The following is a 17,506-nucleotide window of genomic DNA, read 5'->3' as shown; positions in this document are numbered from 1 at the left end:
CTCAGCAGGATCCCTCAGGGCCTGCCCCCTTTTTTGTGCTTTTGCCTACGCTGTATTCCGCGACCGTGCCCAACGATTTTCCTACTGCAGGAAATTTATTGCCGAACCCATTGTATGAAGTGGACGGTTAGGTTGATGGAAGTAAAAGCGTCTTGGTTAGAACCAATAAATATAAACTACCTGTGAGAACTGACAGTTATCTCGTGATGTGGGGCAGTGTAGATTCGAGGTGGAAATAGACCCTCTTAAAAAGAGGCTGACATATTTATAGGAGATGAATATGAACAATCCTTACAATGTAATGGGCACGGACGCCAGCGATAGTGAAACAGACCCGATCTTCAATGCCACCACGCAAGAGCGCAATGCAGTGGACCCCCGCACTGGCCTGTTTGAACTTTACCTTCCACTGTGCACGGTTACCGGAAATGACGGCAACGGGCCAGCCGTTAAAGTCGATATCCTGTATACCCCCACTATCAACAATGAAGCAGCTTTAGGAGATGGTTGGTGCCCACGGATGAGCAGCTGGCGAGCAGCCCATGAGAAATTGACACTACACTCTGGGGAAACGATTGAACTCAAAAAAAATAAGAATATGAAGAACACTGCGGTTGCTGCAACATGGTCTGATGGCAAACTTACAGTGGCGCGCAAGGACGGCAGAACAGAAGTACTGGTGTTGCAGAGTGATTCTGGGGTTTACATGCCTGAGTCGTTGACCATGGATGGTAAAAACTTTGTATATTTTACGTGGGCGACAATACCTCACGTTATAAGTGGAAAAACTTATTATCAAGTTAAGTTGACCGGTATTAAAGATGGTCGAAGTCGCAGGCTGCTCGAGGTTGTCTACGTTCCCGCTGTGATGGGCTCTAATTATAAGCCCGAAATGGTCTACTTCGCTTTTTGGCCGGGTAGCCCGGAGACAATCACTTATACCCTGAGCATCGATGATTTTGCCTTGCGATCCGTGAGTCTTGAAGATGGCAGCAAAACCACCTTCAACTACTTGGACCATCCGGTGTGTGGTCGACTGCTGAACGAGACTGTCAACTTTGATGGCCTTACGGAAAGCGTCGAGTACAAAGACAATGGTCTGAAATTTCCGGACAATCCAAAGTTATCCGCATTGCCCTGTGTCAGCAGTCACACCTTGACGCCGACTGGCACGGGAACCCCGGTTATCACGACCTACGAGTATATGCGCGACGGAGAAAATTCGAAAAATTACGTGACTATTAAACGCGAAGGTGTCCCGGCTATTCGCTCAACCCATTATCGTTACGATGCACAGCACAATGTTAAGTCGGAAACAGTCACGCAAGGTGGGGGCGAGGTCGCAACAATTTATGATTATGTAAAAGGGAAGCCGATTGGTCTTGGTACCCGTTTTGGCTCTAGTATCGCTACCACCACGTACAAAAAAGAAGCGAAAGAAAATTCAATAGTTATTAAAAACTTTTTAAATGACGATGGCGGACTCATCAGGACTATACAGGATGGAGTGACTCATGAAGTAGGTTATGTCGATGAAACTCTCCCCTTAAATGAAACGTTATGGTATCCGCTATTCATTTGGCTGCGGAAAGAAATACCTAGTCCCCTTTTGTTGGAAGAAAGTGTTCTCAAAAGCATATTTCCCTCAAGCAGAGTTAACGTCGATGCGATCTATGACAGTAATTTGTTCCCGGTAGGGATATGCGATGGCGATCAGTCCAACCTGTGGAATATAGCTCAGTGTAGCCTGTATCAATATGGAAGTATTGAAGGCCTGAGCGAAACCAAACTTACGAGCACTCTGCGCGTTACTTTCGCAGGCGATGATGCCAAGGAGGGTGCCTACGTGATTCAACAGAACAGCTATTTCGAGGGTCGAGACTTTCGCACCGGGCGCCCAAAAAGCATCAGCCAAGCGACCGTAAGGCCCGGTCACTTCACTGGCGAACCCGCACGCTATTTCGATTACACCCTGGGCGGCGTTGATGAAACCGAACTGACCACCACCACTACCGATACCGATGAACGGGGCAACCAACGCACCTCTTCAGAGACTCACAGTACCCTCAGTGGTCGCCTCATTCGCCAGGTCGACGTCGATGGCAACCGCACCGACTATGGTTATGACGCTTACGGCAAGTTGGCGACGTTAACCACCTGCGCACAAAGTCCGACCTATAGGCAAACGACGACTTATACCTACCCGGCGCCAGGGCAAGTGCAGGTCACCGGCCCTGAGGGGCTCACCCATCTGAGCCAGTACGATGGCCAAGGCCGCCTGGTCAGTGAATACCGGGTTGAACAGGGAAACAAGATACTCATCAAGGCCGTAAGCTATGACACTCTCGGGCGCGAACTGCGTACCACCCACCATAAGCACACCAATAATCAGCTCAGCGAATGGGAGGAGTTGGAATACGACGAGTGGGGCCAAGTGCGCTGCCGTACGTACAGCGATGGCCGAAAAGTCTTCGATGTTTACGATCCCGTAGCGTTGACGCGCACGCATTGGGCCGGAAAAGACACTGACAAACACGCCATCGTCACTCACTACAACGCGAATAAGACCATCCGTAAGGTCGAATGGAAAAACCAGCAGGGCCATGTTTACCAAACCCAGACCGCCACATACAACCGTGTCCGGCAGGTCAAAACACTCTACACCGAGGGCGAACGCGGGATCACTACCGTGGAGTACAGCTACGATGCATTCGGCCGCTTGCTCCGCGAAACCCACAGTGAAAAGGGCAAAGGGGCAACGGATGTGGCCACGGTCTACACCTACCGCTATACCCGCTCCAAACACTGGCTGCAGCCCGAAGCGGAGCAAGTGGACATCGAGTTCGACAATAAAACCTACACCCTGGGTAAACGCAGCTTCGACAGTTGGGGTCGCGTCACCTCCATCACCCGCGGGGCCAGCACCGAAACCTTCACTTACACAGGCGCCAGCGGGGTGCCGGCAAAAACGGTGACCGCGCAAGGCAGCATCCTTGAGCACGAATATATCAAGGAGCTGGGCAATCGCCTGGCCAGGACCCGAACCGCTAATGCAGGCGAAGAGAAGACATTTACTTACGCCTATGGGACTCAGGGTATTTCAACCGCCTCGGAAGGGGAGCACCTGCTGAGTTATTCCCATGACCTCTCACTGCGTGTCACCGAGCAGAGCGTAAAAGCTGAGCCTGGTGTGACTAAAAAAATAAAGTCTGATTATTCACCGCAAGGGCGCCTGCTCAGCGTTACTAGCCCCTTGGATCTAAAAACCGAATTTGAGTACGACTCGCCAAAGGGGTTGCCTTGCACAACCACGGGAGGAGACGTTTTAACAAAACACCTAACAGACGACCAAGGTCGACTTAGGGAGGAGTCCGTTCACAAAAAAGATAGCTACGATGTGCTGTGTACGGTGAACTACGCCTACGATGGGAGCCTGGGTGAAGTCAGTCGCATTTTTTACGGCCCGAAAGACGTGGATTTTAAAGTGGCCAGTGCCTTTGAAAACGATGGAAAATTGAAATCAGTCGAACTTAGGCAGGGAAACGCCGACAACGCATCGAAATTACCCGAATCAAAAACATATGACACCGTATTGGGTCGGCGCGAATACATCTATACCCCGGGCGGGCGACTCGTGGCCTGCCTCACGACGGGCGTATGGTGCCCAAAGAACCCTAAGGGCAAAGACATCTCCAAACAAGTGTTCACTTATGATGCCCTGGGCAATGTCACCACCTGCGTCACGACGTTCAGTGATGGGGAGAACACCGCAACCTATACCTACGATGGCCTGAAGGGTTTTTGTCTGACTCAAGTGGACAATAGCCATGTGGACTACACATCGACGGCCAGTTTGAGTTATGACCCCGCCGGGCGCGTGACGCAGGACCAGACAGGTAAAAAGTATGAATATGATTGGCTAGGGCGACTGATAAAAGCCGGGAGCACCCGCTATACCTACGACCCGACTGATCGTTTGATGACCCGCGATCACGACGGCAAAAAGACCCAGCTTATGTATGACGGCAACAATGTCACGGGTGAGTATAAGTTGGACGGCAGCGGCGACGCCCGTGAGCTGCTTCCCGCAAGCAGCGCCTGTATCGTGCAACGATCCAGGATGTCCGGTGTGAACAGAACCCTGTATTTACTCTGCGATGCCAATGGCACCGTGATATATACCTACGACTCAACGGCGGGCACCGGCCAGCACCACGCGTATACGGCTTACGGCGAGCATTTTTCGCAAGATACTGACTCAATGCTGAGCTTTAAGGGCGAACATCGCGACCCTTCAACTGGCCATTTTGCGCTGGGCATGGGCTACCGTTTTTATGACCCGAGCGCCATGTGTTTTAACGCGATGGACGACTTAAGCCCCTTCGACCGAAGAGCTGGTCGTAACGTCTATGCCTATTGCGCAGAAGACGATCCCATCAACCATCACGACCCCAGCGGTCACTTCTCGGTGAGTGCGCGCTTGCGTGCCGAGTGGGGTGACCGTCTCCCAGGGCCTATGAGTCTCAAAGGCGCTGGGCAGCTGATCAATAACATACTTTGGGGGGGCATCGGCGTAATGGTGGCCATCATGAGTGGCGGCTTGGCATTACCGTTGTATGCCGCATTGATTGGGCTCGCGGTGATCTCATTAGGGGCAGGCGTTGCTTCAGTGCTCCTCAGCGAGACCCATCCAGAGTTGTCCAATGTTCTGGCATGGGTATCCTTGGGGGCGGGCGCGGCAGGCGGAGCGAAGGCGCTCGCTGGCAAGGTATTCAAGCTGGCGAGTTTCCTGGGGCGTACAGGGCTTGCAACTGCCAGCAGAGTTTTGGTTAAAGCGGCCCCCAGTCTGATAAACCCACTGAGACGAATGGGGCAGTTCAAGGACTATGGCAATCTATATGGTCAGTTCGCTACTCGTGGGGCTTCGCGTCTGATTCCAGCTATTCCTCGCAAAATAGGATCAGTGTTGGAGCAAGCCAAAGGTGCCACAAGACTCTTCGGCCTGGGTGACGCCAATACAATCGTGTTTGTTACCACGGGTGTTTTGGGAAATCTGGGCGTTCCTGAGGGCAGCGCTGACTTCGCCAATACTGCTGTCGGGGATGCCACGTGGTTACCTTGGGGCAGTTGGGGCAAATATTGGAGTAAGGTTCGATTCCGTTGAGTGAGTGCCAATATCAGCGCTTTAAAACCGCAGTCTATACCCGTTAAAACCAATGCCCCGACATGTCGGGGCATTGGTTTTTCGTGCCGGTTGAAAATTAAGGGGCTTTGCAGCCCACCCCCGTCGTCGTCCGGTTAGTCAGCGCTGTTAAGCCTGCGAATGATGACATCCAGCAAATCACACCCATCACGCAGCGGTACAGCCAGTAGTTGGGCGAAGTCTTGAAGCACCGCAGAGCGGGGACGGTGCAGTCGTGGCCCGTTAGGGGCATGTATTGGTTCATTTTCAGTACTCTGTTGGTGGATTAAGCCACCACGCATTCGTCGCCAAACGAATGGGTGGCAGCTGTACGCAGGTTGGCGAACCGGAACAGAGTAACCGGCAGACCCGGAGGTCTCCCGCGCACAGCCGCCATAACATTCACAGCTTTGCGGGTGCAAAAACACCTGCATGGACGCGGGTTGTTTTTGCACTCTGTCGTCAGGTCGCCAAACCTGATCGCCATATGGGCGACGGGCCGGACTATAAAAGCTCCCCACCCAAACCCACGCAAGGCACCAACGCCCTGACTCAACCCCCTTTCGCCTATCCCCAGCCCCTCCATCCCCAACGCATTCCGCCGTCCGCTCACGGATATCAGGCAAACCCTCGGTAGTTTGGGGAAGTTTCCTACCGCAAAAGGAACCATTTCCCTCAAACCCGGGTCTTTACCCCGCCCACCCGCAACCGGTCGGGCTGCATGGACTGCAGCGTTTTAAAACGACATTAAGGATTAATGTGAACTTCGCCTCCCCATTCCCTTGTCTGCCACCACCGGCTGCGGTGCGATTGCCCGCGCCTGTGGTTCAGCAAAGTGCCTTGGGGAGTGCATTCGGATCATCTGATCCCTCGCTCAGCACACCTACAGCCGCCGGGCGTATTGGCGGCTTTGACTGTAGTTCATGGAGTTTGAAATGAAGCGTAAGCCGTTCCAGAAAACCCTGTTGGCCCTGATGGTCAGCGCAGGCGCCGCGCATGTTGCTGCGGTGGAATTCGACGTGAGCAGCGGCCAGAACAAGTGGAAAGGCCAGGTGTTCAACGAGCCTGTCACCTTGGTCGGGTCGCGCAATGTGGTGGCCACCCAGCGCAATGTCGATGGGGCCAGTGTTGCCGAGACCAATGTTCAGGGTTCGCTGATCAACCGCGCCGACTACAACATTGATGGCAGTGGCCTCAACATCCGTGGTTTTGTGGTGGATGGCGCGCTGGACTCTGATCTGCGCGCCCGTGGCGGCACGATCACCGGTGATGTCATCCAGGCTGGTACGATCAGGCTTACCAACCAGACCTGGGCCGAAGGTTTTGAGGTGGGCGCCGCGAACATCGGCGGCAGCGTGATCAACTCCGGAACTATCGTCGCCGTTGACGTGCCGGGGTCGGACAGTGACGGCGAGGGCATGTACCTCAATGGTACGACCGTTGGTGGTGACGTGATCAACTCCGGCCTGATTGATGTCACTTCCATCTACGGCTACGGCCTGATCCTGGATACCCATAACAACATGCCGGTGACCGTCGGCGGCAAAATCCTCAACTCCGGCACCATCCGCGTCACGGGTGAAGAGGCGTTGGGCATTGAAGTTGAAACCGACACCAGTGACCTGCGTATAGAAAACAGCGGTGTGGTGACGGTCAACGGTGGCATGGCCAGGGCCGTACAGTTCAACTCCGGTACCTTCGATTACTTGCTCAACACCGGCACGATTGAAGCCAACGGCGCCAATGCGGTGGCTGTACACCTGACTGGAGCGACCTTTACCCAGAACCCGCAGTCGGGCGCGCGCGGCGTTATCAACCGTGGCCTGATCAGTGCCGACAGCACCGCGATCCTGGTCGATGCCCGTGACCAGACTTCGCCGTTCGAGATCAACCAGCAAGCAGGCGAGATCCGCAGCAAATCCGGCACGGCCATCGACGCCGCCAACCTTGCCACGCTGAACTGGACGGGCGGCAAAATCACCGGCGACCTGCTCAACTTGAGTGCAGTGAATGTCGCTGGCCAAGCTGATTTTGTCGGCAATCGCATTATCGCGCCGGTATCGATCAATTCCGGCTCGCTGAACCTGGCCGCGCCCGGTACCACGATCAGCGGCAACCTTAACGTCGCCAGCGGTGCGGGCATTGATATGCACCTGGCCGACAGCGTGGTGCCGACCACGCCGTATCTGTCGGTTAACGGTACGGCTAATTTCGCCCAGGCGTCGAAGCTTACGGTGAGTGCGCAGCCAGGCGACTTTGCGCGCACCAATAACGGCACCCAATACACGCTGTTGCAGGCCACCAGTTTGCAGAATAACGGCCTGTCGGTTGCCAGTTCGTCGTCGCTGCTCAACGTGCTGAGCTACTCGGCGGATGCGCAAACGGTCAAGGCTGTTGTCGCAGTTAAAGACAACCAGCAAGTGCAGCAGGAACTTGCCGGTGCAGGTGCCAGCGCCGCAGCGGCCACGGCGGTGAATACGTTCAAGAACGATGTGCTCGGCGGGCTCAACCAGAACGACCCTGTGTTCCAGTCCCTCGCCAACGCCGGGACTGCGCAACAGCTTGCTAGGGTGAGTGAGCAGCTCAAGCCGGACGTGAACCGTGGCGCGCTGGATGTGGCGTTGTCGGGGCAAACCGTTATCAATGGAGCGATTTTCAACCGCCTCACTGATCAGCGCGAAGGCCATCAAACCGGCGGCGTGTGGGTGCAGGGTTTGAGCAGCAACATGGACCAGGATGGGCGCGGCGGTAACAACGGTTACTCGGCCAACAGCAGCGGCATGGCCGTGGGTGTGGACGGGCGTTTGAACGACACCACCACCCTGGGCGTGGCTTACAGCTACCTTAATTCCAACATCCATTCGGACCTTGGCAACAAGACCGATGTGGAGGGCCACGCGCTGTCGCTGTATGGCAACTGGGCGCTGCAAAACTGGTTTGTCGATGGCAGCCTCAGCTACGGTCATAACGACAACGACAGCAAGCGCCATGTGGCGGGCACCACGGCCAAGGGCAGTTACGACAGTAATGTGTTGTCGGCCAGCGTGATCGGCGGCTACAGCTTCAAGCCATCGCAGGCGGTGGTGATCGAGCCGCGCGTGGCGGCGCGTTATGCCAACGTGCGCATGGACGGCTACGACGAGAAGGGTTCTTCGGCGGCGCTGAGCACGCGTTCGCAGCGTTATGAAGTGGGTGAGCTGGGCGCGGGTGTGCGTTTGGCCGGCAACTTGCCGATGGGTGCGGGTAGCCTGCAACCGGAAGCGACCTTGATGGCCTATCACGACCTGATGGGTGATCGCGTCGCGCAAACCTCCAACTTCGTGGCGGGTGGTGCAGCGTTCACCACCACTGGCGCGTCGGTGGCGCGTGACAGCTACGAGGCGAGTGTGGGCGTGAACTACCAGGTGTCGGACTTCACCGTGGGCGCCAGCTACACCCGCCAAGCGCGCAGTGGCTTTGACGCCGATGGCGTGATGCTCAAAGCGCGTTACGCGTTCTAAGCCCCAGCGCTGATCGTTCCCACGCTCTGCGTGGGAATGCCGCCCTGGACGCTCTGCGTCTGCCCTTAAGGCCGTGACGCAGAGCGTCACCGTATGCATTCCCACGCGGAGCGTGGGAACGATCAGCTTCCTGATGTCAGAACAACTTGCGCTGCACGGCCTCATCCAGCGTGCTGCGTGTCAGGGCTTCAACCACTTCAGCGGTATTGGCCTGGAACGGAATGCCCACGATCAGCACCGGGTGCATCCAGGTGCGCACGGATTCGCTTTTCTTCACGCGGCCCAACTCTTTGCCGTCCTTGTCCTTGAACACGGTTTCCAGGGTGAAGGTGTTCTTCGCCGTGGACGGGATGATGAAGAACGTGGCGCCGGTGATGATCGCCGAGGCCATGCTGAACTGTTCGTTGTTGTACAGCGTGGCATCGGCATAGATGTCCGAGTCGACCTTGTCGGTGCTCACCCGTGCAAAGCGGTTGGACTGGCGGAACCCATCGGCCACGGTTTTTTCCCACAGCGCCGCAGGTGCACCGGCAGTGGTATTGCCGGGGCCACCGTTGACCTGGCTCAGCGCCGTGGTGCGCACGTAGGCGGTGGGTTTCTGTGCCGATGTGCTGGCGGTCGGCGGCCAGGTTTGCACGGCTGGCAATTCGTGTTGCGAGTAGGACACGCAACCGGTCAACAAGACGGCGGCGAGGACCAGGCTGTGTTTGATCAACCCTTTCATGTGTTGCTCCCTGAAATTACGGTTTGGCCAGCTTGGCAGTGGCGGTGTCGAGCAGTTGCGCGACCAGTTCGTTCAGCTGTTTGGCGCCCATGGTCGGGGCCCAGTATTCGCGGCCGTAGAGGCCCACGTTGCGTTCAAACTTGACCTCTTGCTTGGCGCTCGCCAGTTCCTTGCCGTCGCGGTCGACAATCACCAGGTCGCCGGCCACGTCGAAGGTGTCGACGAAAATCGGGCCGTTGACCCAGATCCAGATCGTCAGCGTCAACAGCGCGCCAGGCACGTAGGCGGGGTGAACGCCACGGTGGCCCTTGAGGGAGGTCATGTTGAATTTCAGCGCGACGTCGTTTTCGCCAAGGCGCACCGGGTACTCAGTGACCTGCTTGAAGTAGCCCGCCGTACGCACGTACTGATTGAGCTGGGCCGTGAGCGAACGGCTGATCGCGGTTTTGTTGGCGTCGTTGACGTCGGCGGCGCTCACTGTCACATCAGCGACTTGCGCACTGCGTGGGCTGCTGATGGGGGCCGGGTGGAGCGGGGCGCCAATGGGGCCGCTGACGGTGTAGGAAACGCAGCCGGTCATCGACAGCGTCGCGAGCAGGGCCGCAGCCCGAAGGAGGGTTTTCAACACGCAATATCCCTATTTAATGAACAAGCCAAGTCAATGTCTCGACCGATGGCTGTGTAACTTGAGGCGGGCGCGCAACGTAACAGAATGCCGTTGAGCGGGGAACGCTTGCGAAGCGGTGAAACCGCTTGAGTACACAGGGCAACCCCGTAAAATACCGCGCACTGGATACACGGCATTTTTCAAGGACGAATCAAGCAATGCGCCTCTCTGCTTTTCTCCCTGCCACCCGCCTCACCGCGGGCCGCATGTTTCAACCGCACTGCTGCATGGCAGTCACTCTTCCTGATACCGCTATTGGCGGGCTCGACATTATCGATGTTGAGGCCGTGTGCAAACGCGCGCGCTTTTTCAGCAAAATCTGATCGCCGCGACTTCGTTGATAACGTACACCACAGCCCTTTCCGTTGGTTTCACCCCTAGGAGCACCCTGTGAAAACACTGTCCAAAATTCTGCTGTCGGGCCTCACCGCCGCAGCGTTGCTGAACGTGGCCGGCTGCGCCACCGAGAGCAACCGCGCGATGCCGGTGGAGCAAGTTGCCAGCGCCCACGTCGCTTATTCCGGCGTGCGTGTGCCGATTGCCGTGGGCAAGTTCGATAACCGTTCCAGCTACATGCGCGGCATCTTCTCCGACGGCGTTGACCGCCTGGGCGGCCAGGCCAAGACCATCCTGATCACCCACCTGCAGCAGACCAACCGCTTCAGCGTGCTGGACCGCGACAACATGGGCGAAATCTCCCAGGAAGCCGCGATCAAAGGCGCCGTGCAGAAGCTTAAAGGCGCTGACTACGTGGTGACGGGGGACGTGACCGAGTTCGGCCGCAAAGAGACCGGCGACCGCCAGTTGTTCGGCATTCTCGGCCGTGGCAAAACCCAAGTGGCCTACGCCAAGGTTGCGCTGAATATCGTCAACATCAGCACCTCCGAAGTGGTGTATTCCACCCAGGGCGCTGGTGAATACGCGCTGTCCAACCGCGAAGTCATCGGTTTTGGCGGCACTGCCAGCTACGACTCCACCCTCAATGGCAAGGTTCTGGACCTGGCCATGCGCGAAGCGATCAACCGCCTGGTAGACGGCATCAACGCCGGCGCCTGGAACCCGCGTAACTGATAACAAGAACGCCAAGGAGCACTACACGGATGAGCAAGGCAGTTAAGTTGGCGCTGATGCTGACAGCAATCGCGACGGTCGCCGGGTGCCACACGGCGCCCCAACCCCTGTATCAGTGGGAAAGCTACCAGCCGCAGGTTTACGAGTACTTCAAGGGCGAGCCCAAGGAAGCGCAAGTGGAAGCCCTGGAGCGTGATCTGCAAAAAATCAACGCCAGTGGCCGCAAGGCCCCGCCGGGTTACCACGCGCACCTGGGCATGCTGTACCTGAGCATGGGCAAGGATGACCAGATGGTGCAGGAATTCCGTACCGAGAAGGCGTTGTTCCCTGAGTCCGCCGCGTACATGGATTTTCTGCTTAAAAACGCCAAGGCTGGAGTCGCCACTAAATGAACCTGTTAAAACTCACCGGCGCCTTGCTGGCCCTGGCGTTGCTCGGCGGTTGCGCGGCGCCCAAAACCATTGATTACACGGCCTTCAAACAGGCTCGGCCGAAGTCGATCCTGGTACTGCCCCCCATCAATGAATCGCCGGAAGTGCAGGCGTCCTACAGCCTGGTTTCGCAGGTCACCTACCCGTTGGCCGAAGCCGGTTACTACGTGCTGCCGATTGCCCTGGTGGACGAGACCTTCCGCCAGAACGGCCTGACCACCGCCAACGATATCCAGGGCGTGGCGCCGGGCAAGCTGCATGACATTTTTGGTGCGGACGCGGCGCTGTACATCACCATCAGCGACTACGGCACCAAGTACATGCTGATCTCCAGCGACACCTCCGTGACGGCCTCGGCCAAGCTGGTGGACCTGCGCACCGGCACCACGTTGTGGACCGGCTCGGCACGCGCTTCCAGCGAGGAAGGCAACAACAATGGCGGCGGCCTGGTGGGCATGCTGGTCTCGGCAGCGGTGAAGCAGGTGATCAACAGCTCCACCGACGCAGCGCACCCGATTGCCGGTATTGCCAGTGTCCGCCTGCTGTCGGCGGGGCAGCGCACCGGCATTTTGTATGGCCCGCGCAACCCGAAATACGGCACCGACTGAGTGCCTGTTCAACCGTGAACAGCCTTTGCTGGCCGCTTCGGTCCGCAAAGGCTTCGCGGGTTTGGTGCTCACGCGTTGCAGTCAGTTCACAAGTACATCCTGTGGCCTGATCACTTGCGTACTGGTCACCAGGAAGTCTGCTGTGCGGTTGCCGGTCAAGTCGATGGCGATGAAATGGCGCTGGGTCTGTGGGTTGAAACCCACGATCGCGTCGCCAATGCGCCCGCTGAATGCCTTGACGGGCTTGAATTGGGCCTTGGTTCTTCGCTCCAGCCCGCGCAGGTCAACCTTGTCGGTGCCGCTGGTGAAGTCCATGATGACGTCGGGGTTGGCAGGTGTGGAGTCGCTGGCGTAGTTGTAGACGAAACTGTCGGCGCCGCCACCGCCGCGCATGCGGTCCGCACCCGCCCCACCGGTGAGCCGGTTATCGGCCTCGTTGCCGATCATCACATCGTGGCCTGAGCCACCGATAGCGTTTTCGATGAGGCAGTTGCGGGCGATAGAAACGTTGCCTTTGCCGTTGCCTACATCAGAGAACGAGCCCGCCCTGAGGTTAATGACCTGGTTGGTGTGGTAACCCGATACGTCCAGTGTGTCGTTGCCGGCGCCGTCCCATACGCAGAAATTCGCCGCATCCTGTGGGTTTCTCAGGGAGTAATAGTCCCTGCCGGTATTGGAGTTGAAGCCATAGGTGTTGTTTTCTCTGCGGGTTTGGTAATTGGCGCCGTATTTGTGTTGGATGGCACTGATGTCATCCATCATGGGCGCGATGGGGTTGCCGTTGATCGCTTTGCCGCTGTTTTGCGCACCGAAGTAGCTCATGACGGTATGGGCTTTAGAGTCTTGGGCATACACCCGTTTATTATCGTCCTCTAGACCGTTATAGGTGCCTGGGTGCGACAGACCGAGGCTGTGACCGATTTCGTGGGTGAACGTGTGACGGTTCATATGTCTTGGGTTGTAGCGAGTATCACCGCTGAAACTGTCTTTGTATTGACTGTAAGGGTAGGCACCGTCGGCAGACCTGATGGTATCGGTAATGCGAAAGGTCAACCGTCCTTCTGCCGGGGCGCCATTTTCAGTGAAGTCCAGCTTGGCCACGTCACCCCAGGACTGGATGGAACGGCGGGCCTCTTGTTTCTGGTAGTCGTTAAACCCCAGACCCTTTTCGTTAAGGAAGTTGTAAGAAATTTCAATCTGCTTGTTTTGGTTCAAGTCTCGCCATGTTGTTGTATATCGCGTGAGCTGCTCAATGGCCTGTTGCTTATTAAAGGACTGCCTGTTGGCTTTGTGTATGTAAGGGTCGTCAGGGCGTAGAGTGGCGTCATAGTTGCCCCCAGTGCTGCTCACAGAACGGACAGCGGGGGCGTCCCAGCGGCGGTATGCAGGGCTTCGGGTCGATTGAGCGCTGCTTGAATTTGGGTTGTACATCGGCGTTACAGGATTAATTCTCAAGGTCGTTATTCTCACAGGGTATTGGCAATTTTCCTTCTTGGTGAGGCAGGCAAGTTCCATTTTGCTGAGTGGAAAGTTGACAGCGTTGGCGTCACTTTCCAAAGCCTGATGTGTGTCCGAGTAAGTCGTTTTTCTTGTAGGTACAGTGTTCCTACACAGCGTTAAGCCAATGCCCGGTCCTGGGCTGAATTTTCGCCCCGCATCAGAAAAAGCGGCCATCGCCGATGACCGGTTTTCACACGTTTTCAGGTGCAACGTTGAGCCCTGGCGCGACCGCGAGCTTATCCGGAGGCATACCGTGAGGTGGTCAGCCCACTGATATCCTGGGGCCTTATCAACCGCGTGCTTTTCAGCAGAAAGTCCGTCTGGCCGTTGCCGGTCAGGTCAATGGCGACAAAGTACCGATTACTGTAGGCGTTGAACCTCACCAGCGTGTCGCCCGCGCGGCCGGTGTAGGTGTGCACCCGTTGCAGTTGAGTACGGGTGTCCTGGCTCAACCCGGTAAGGTCGATCCTGTCTCGGCCACTGACAAAGTCGGTGATCAGGTCGGCGCTCGCCGGGGTGGAGTCGCTCGCCTTGTCGTACACAAAGACATCCGCGCCACCGCCGCCCCTCAAGGTATCTGCGCCGCCCCCGCCCTTGAGGCGGTTGTTTGCGCGGTTGCCGATCAACGTATCGTCGTGGCTGCCGCCAATGACATTTTCGATGGTCACGCCCTTGGCAATGGAAACATTGCCTTTCATACCGCCCACATCAGAGAAGGCTTCGGCGTTCAAGTTGATGGTTTGTTTCTGATTGAAACCGGAGCAGTCCAACGTATCGTTGCCGCCGCCATCCCATATGCAAAAAACCGGCGCGTCCTGTGAGGACGTCAGGCTGAAATAGTCGCGTTCGGTGTTGGAGTTGAAACCGTAAACGGTATCGCCGCTACGGGTTTGATAGTTGGCGCCGTAGGCGGCCTGTATCGCGGCAATGTCATGCATCAGTGGCGCCACCGAGTAGTGGGTCCACTGTGCGTTTTTTGCGAAGTTTTGCCCGCTGCTGATTTCGGGGTTATAGCTCATCAGGCTGTAGGCTTGAGAGTCTTCAATGTATCCGCGCTTGGCCGGTTGCCGGTTATAGTCACCGGTATGGTCAAGGCCCAGCGTATGCCCAATTTCGTGGGCCATGACATGTTGGTCGTAACGGTCAGTCCTCGGCCGTGCATGCTCTGAGTCCAGCCATGCCTCACCGCCTTTTTTAAAGCTTTTGGGAAAGGGCAGGGTCGCATAGGATTCCTCGTTGCCTTCGTAAACACCCAAGGTCAGCCGCCCCTCGTTACTGGCGCTTTTATGCGAGAACTTTATACGGGCTACATCCGCCCAGGCTTGCATCGACGTAAGCGCCCGTTTCTTTTGTTGTTCATTCAACTCACGGGCCCCCTTGGGCACATGACTGACCCGGTGTGACTCATCCGGCGTAAAGAATTCAGAGGCAATATCAATGACGCCGTCGCGGTTATGGTCTTGCCATTTCAATCCCATTTCCCGGCTGGCGCGTAGCAGGTGCCTGGCGGCTTGGGCGGTGGTGTAGGACACCAATGGCGTGTCCCTGACGGCACCGGGTTGTTGATGCGCAGGCTCAAATAATGCAAACGTCCTATAAAGCTTGTTATTAACGGAGAGCATCTACTTGAATCCTTTTAGTAGGCGAGCGTAAGTGTGAACGTTGAAGCTCATGGGCAATGGGGTTTCTCTGGGTGGCTGAAAGGGTTAAATGTTTTGAGTTTCTATCGGCGTGGAAATACCTTGGCGTGGCTTTCAATGTTTTCAGTCAAACCCATAATATCCCTGGGGTCTAATAGCTGAGTGCTTTTTATCAGGAAGTCGGTCCGGCGATTACCCGTCAAATCCACCCCCACAAAGTATCGACCACTGTGTGAGTTAAACTTAACTACGGTATCGCCAACGCGGCCCGAATAGTTGTCGACCAGCCGCAGTGGTATACCGGTATTCTTTACCAGGTCGGCGAGGTTGATCTTGTCTTTGCCACTGACAAAGTTCTCAATCAAGTCGGCATTGTGATAGGGCGAGTCGCTGACCTTTTCGTAAGCGTGTGTTATCGAACGGTGGGGTGGTCGGGCCGGCGTGATTGCGGAGCGAATGCTCGGGGCTTCAAGCCGTTGATGTTGGGGCTCGGCGCTTGTGGAGGCGACAATATCTTCTGCTTTGACTTGCCCATAGGTGCGGATCAGCAGGTCGGCCTTGCCGTCGCCCGTCAGGTCAATCGCCAGGCTGCCCTTGCCGCTTTGCTCATCGTAGGTGAGCACCGTCTGACCGGCCTTGCCTGTCATCTCACTGACGAAGGCAAGTGCGCCGACTTTGGCATTCTTCATGGCCACGGACACATTGATTTTGTCCGTGCCGCTGACAAAATCCATGATCGTATCGGGGTTGTCGGGCGTGGAGTCACTGGCACTGTTGTAGTCAAATGTATCCGCGCCGCCGCCGCCGCGCAGCCGGTCACCACCCGCGCCGCCGGTGAGCCGGTTATCGGCATCGTTGCCAATCATCGCGTCGTCGCCTGAGCCGCCTATGGCGTTTTCCATGACGACACCGCGCGCGATGGAAACGTTGCCCTTGAGCCCGCCGACATCGGAATACGAGCCGGCCTTGAGGTTAATGGTCTGGTTGGAACGGTAGCCGGAAACGTCCAGGGTATCTTTGCCGTCCCCGTCCCAAATGCAGAACACCGCTTTATCCTGATTGGAATTGAGGGTGTAGTAGTCGCGCTGGCTATTGGAGTTGAAACCGTAGGTGGTGTCGTCATGACGGATTTTGCGGTTGACGCCATAGAGCGCCTGGATGGCGGAAATATCGTCCATCATTGCTGATGTTGGTTTGGCGCCGCCATGGTTTTTGCCGCTCAGTGACGCCCCGAAATAGCTCATGACGCTATGAGCCTGGGAATCCTGTACGTGGCTCCTTCGGTTCTCGTTATAGCCGCCATTGTAGTTGCCGGTATGGTACAGCCCCAAGGCGTGACCCGTTTCATGAATCAGGTCGTGGCGCGTGACCCTGTTGGGGTTATACAGGGTGGCGCCTCCTTGGTAATGGTTGCTTGGGTAATAGCCTACGGCGGTGCTGACGGCGTTCGATATGCCAAATGACATTTTGCCCTCTGTGCGTGGCCCATTCTCTTCAAAGGAAAGCTTGGACACATCGCTCCATGACTGCATGGCACGTCGTGCCATTTCTCTCTGGCGACCATCGAATTGCCAGGCGTCGCTGTTGAACGAGTAGGAAACAGAGACCTTTCCATCGCCATTTTTGTCATGCCACTTATGGTTTCCCCGAGTGAGATTGTCGGTTGCCTGGCGTTCATCGAAAGAGCGCACTCTGACGTTAGCCGCATAGGGATCGTTGGGGCGCAGGGTCGGATCTTTACCGTCCCAGTTGCGTTTAGTGGCGGTGTCGAATGTCGTGGAACGGGTTGTTGTGGTTGGATTAAATGGTCGCCGTGTCGATGGCTGAACAGAGGGCTGTACGAACTTACGTACGAACGGGTGTTTAAAGAAGGGTTGCACGAAAGGCCGGAAGACCGGGTTTTTGAAAAAAGGCTGGGTAAACGACTGAACAAACGATCCAATAGTACTTTGGCTGTAGTCTGGTTGCGGGAAGACAGGCGGGCGAAAGTCGACTCTCATAAAATAAATCCATATTCTTGTTGAGGGATATTCATTTTGTAGGGAAGAGCATGTCTGTGTGCTGGAAATACCTTCGCATCCTATAAGTTGTTTTCCAATAGGGTATTTGTTTCTAGGGTGTGTCAATACGCGGGTGTGAAATTGTTTGAAATGGGTGTTATGTTTATTTGTTTTTAAACGTTA

The 17,506-nt window shown here is 56.2% G+C and carries 11 protein-coding genes; 6 read left to right on the top strand and 5 right to left on the bottom strand.

Annotated elements, in window-relative coordinates:
* The first annotated feature begins 280 nt into the window (after nt 1-280).
* Entirely contained in the window at nt 281-5,164 is a 4,884-nt protein-coding gene (locus tag BFP92_RS20980; protein ID WP_065930915.1) for an RHS repeat domain-containing protein, read from the top strand.
* 953 nt (nt 5,165-6,117) lie between these two features.
* Nucleotides 6,118-8,682 carry an autotransporter family protein gene (locus BFP92_RS20975; RefSeq protein WP_065930914.1) on the top strand — a complete coding sequence of 855 codons (2,565 nt, stop codon included), beginning with the start codon at nt 6,118-6,120 and terminating at the stop codon, nt 8,680-8,682.
* 136 nt (nt 8,683-8,818) lie between these two features.
* Here BFP92_RS20975 and BFP92_RS20970 read toward each other — a convergent pair whose 3' ends face one another.
* Both BFP92_RS20970 and BFP92_RS20965 read right to left on the bottom strand, forming a co-directional pair.
* Nucleotides 8,819-9,406: a hypothetical protein gene (locus BFP92_RS20970; protein WP_065930913.1), complete on the bottom strand. Its 588-nt coding sequence runs from the start codon at nt 9,404-9,406 to the stop codon at nt 8,819-8,821.
* A gap of 16 nt (nt 9,407-9,422) precedes the next feature.
* Nucleotides 9,423-10,034, bottom strand: coding sequence for a hypothetical protein (locus BFP92_RS20965; protein ID WP_065930912.1), 612 nt, complete (start codon nt 10,032-10,034; stop codon nt 9,423-9,425).
* A gap of 197 nt (nt 10,035-10,231) precedes the next feature.
* Here BFP92_RS20965 and BFP92_RS31785 point away from each other — a divergent pair, with 197 nt between their 5' ends.
* The 4 genes from BFP92_RS31785 (at nt 10,232) to BFP92_RS20950 (ending at nt 12,183) form a co-directional block, all read left to right on the top strand.
* Complete coding sequence (locus BFP92_RS31785) at nt 10,232-10,396, top strand: hypothetical protein (RefSeq protein ID WP_170875854.1); 165 nt, start codon at nt 10,232-10,234, stop codon at nt 10,394-10,396.
* Between the two features lie 67 nt (nt 10,397-10,463).
* Nucleotides 10,464-11,144 carry a CsgG/HfaB family protein gene (locus BFP92_RS20960; protein ID WP_065930911.1) on the top strand — a complete coding sequence of 227 codons (681 nt, stop codon included), beginning with the start codon at nt 10,464-10,466 and terminating at the stop codon, nt 11,142-11,144.
* A 29-nt stretch (nt 11,145-11,173) separates the two neighbouring features.
* Nucleotides 11,174-11,536: a DUF4810 domain-containing protein gene (locus BFP92_RS20955; protein WP_017136673.1), complete on the top strand. Its 363-nt coding sequence runs from the start codon at nt 11,174-11,176 to the stop codon at nt 11,534-11,536.
* The gene (locus tag BFP92_RS20950; protein ID WP_017136674.1) at nt 11,533-12,183 is read left to right on the top strand and encodes a DUF799 domain-containing protein; all 651 of its coding nucleotides are present in this window, start codon (nt 11,533-11,535) and stop codon (nt 12,181-12,183) included. Before BFP92_RS20955 ends, BFP92_RS20950 begins: the two co-directional genes overlap by 4 nt.
* An 81-nt stretch (nt 12,184-12,264) precedes the next feature.
* Here BFP92_RS20950 and BFP92_RS31780 read toward each other — a convergent pair whose 3' ends face one another.
* The 3 genes from BFP92_RS31780 to BFP92_RS20935 all read right to left on the bottom strand — a co-directional run bounded on the left by BFP92_RS31780 (nt 12,265) and on the right by BFP92_RS20935 (nt 17,323).
* Nucleotides 12,265-13,398: a M10 family metallopeptidase C-terminal domain-containing protein gene (locus tag BFP92_RS31780; protein ID WP_239694291.1), complete on the bottom strand. Its 1,134-nt coding sequence runs from the start codon at nt 13,396-13,398 to the stop codon at nt 12,265-12,267.
* Nucleotides 13,399-13,919: 521 nt separating this feature from the next.
* Nucleotides 13,920-15,305 carry a M10 family metallopeptidase C-terminal domain-containing protein gene (locus BFP92_RS20940; RefSeq protein WP_170875853.1) on the bottom strand — a complete coding sequence of 462 codons (1,386 nt, stop codon included), beginning with the start codon at nt 15,303-15,305 and terminating at the stop codon, nt 13,920-13,922.
* A gap of 101 nt (nt 15,306-15,406) precedes the next feature.
* Nucleotides 15,407-17,323 carry a M10 family metallopeptidase C-terminal domain-containing protein gene (locus BFP92_RS20935; RefSeq protein ID WP_239694290.1) on the bottom strand — a complete coding sequence of 639 codons (1,917 nt, stop codon included), beginning with the start codon at nt 17,321-17,323 and terminating at the stop codon, nt 15,407-15,409.
* Nucleotides 17,324-17,506: the final 183 nt, after the last annotated feature.

This window comes from Pseudomonas sp. 58 R 3 (assembly GCF_900006605.1).
Classification (GTDB): Bacteria; Pseudomonadota; Gammaproteobacteria; order Pseudomonadales; family Pseudomonadaceae; genus Aquipseudomonas; species Aquipseudomonas salomonii.
Note: the sequence above shows the minus strand (reverse complement) of the source record. Positions and strands in the feature narration are given on the sequence as shown.

What these genes read in the sequence shown, in the direction of transcription:
- BFP92_RS20950 (WP_017136674.1), top strand. Translation starts at nt 11,533, where the DNA reads ATGAACCTGTTAAAACTCACCGGCGCCTTGCTGGCCCTGGCGTTGCTC.
- BFP92_RS20975 (WP_065930914.1), top strand. Translation starts at nt 6,118, where the DNA reads ATGAAGCGTAAGCCGTTCCAGAAAACCCTGTTGGCCCTGATGGTCAGC.
- BFP92_RS20980 (WP_065930915.1), top strand. Translation starts at nt 281, where the DNA reads ATGAACAATCCTTACAATGTAATGGGCACGGACGCCAGCGATAGTGAA.
- BFP92_RS20935 (WP_239694290.1), bottom strand. Translation starts at nt 17,323, where the DNA reads ATGAGAGTCGACTTTCGCCCGCCTGTCTTCCCGCAACCAGACTACAGC.
- BFP92_RS20970 (WP_065930913.1), bottom strand. Translation starts at nt 9,406, where the DNA reads ATGAAAGGGTTGATCAAACACAGCCTGGTCCTCGCCGCCGTCTTGTTG.
- BFP92_RS31785 (WP_170875854.1), top strand. Translation starts at nt 10,232, where the DNA reads ATGCGCCTCTCTGCTTTTCTCCCTGCCACCCGCCTCACCGCGGGCCGC.
- BFP92_RS20955 (WP_017136673.1), top strand. Translation starts at nt 11,174, where the DNA reads ATGAGCAAGGCAGTTAAGTTGGCGCTGATGCTGACAGCAATCGCGACG.
- BFP92_RS20940 (WP_170875853.1), bottom strand. Translation starts at nt 15,305, where the DNA reads ATGCTCTCCGTTAATAACAAGCTTTATAGGACGTTTGCATTATTTGAG.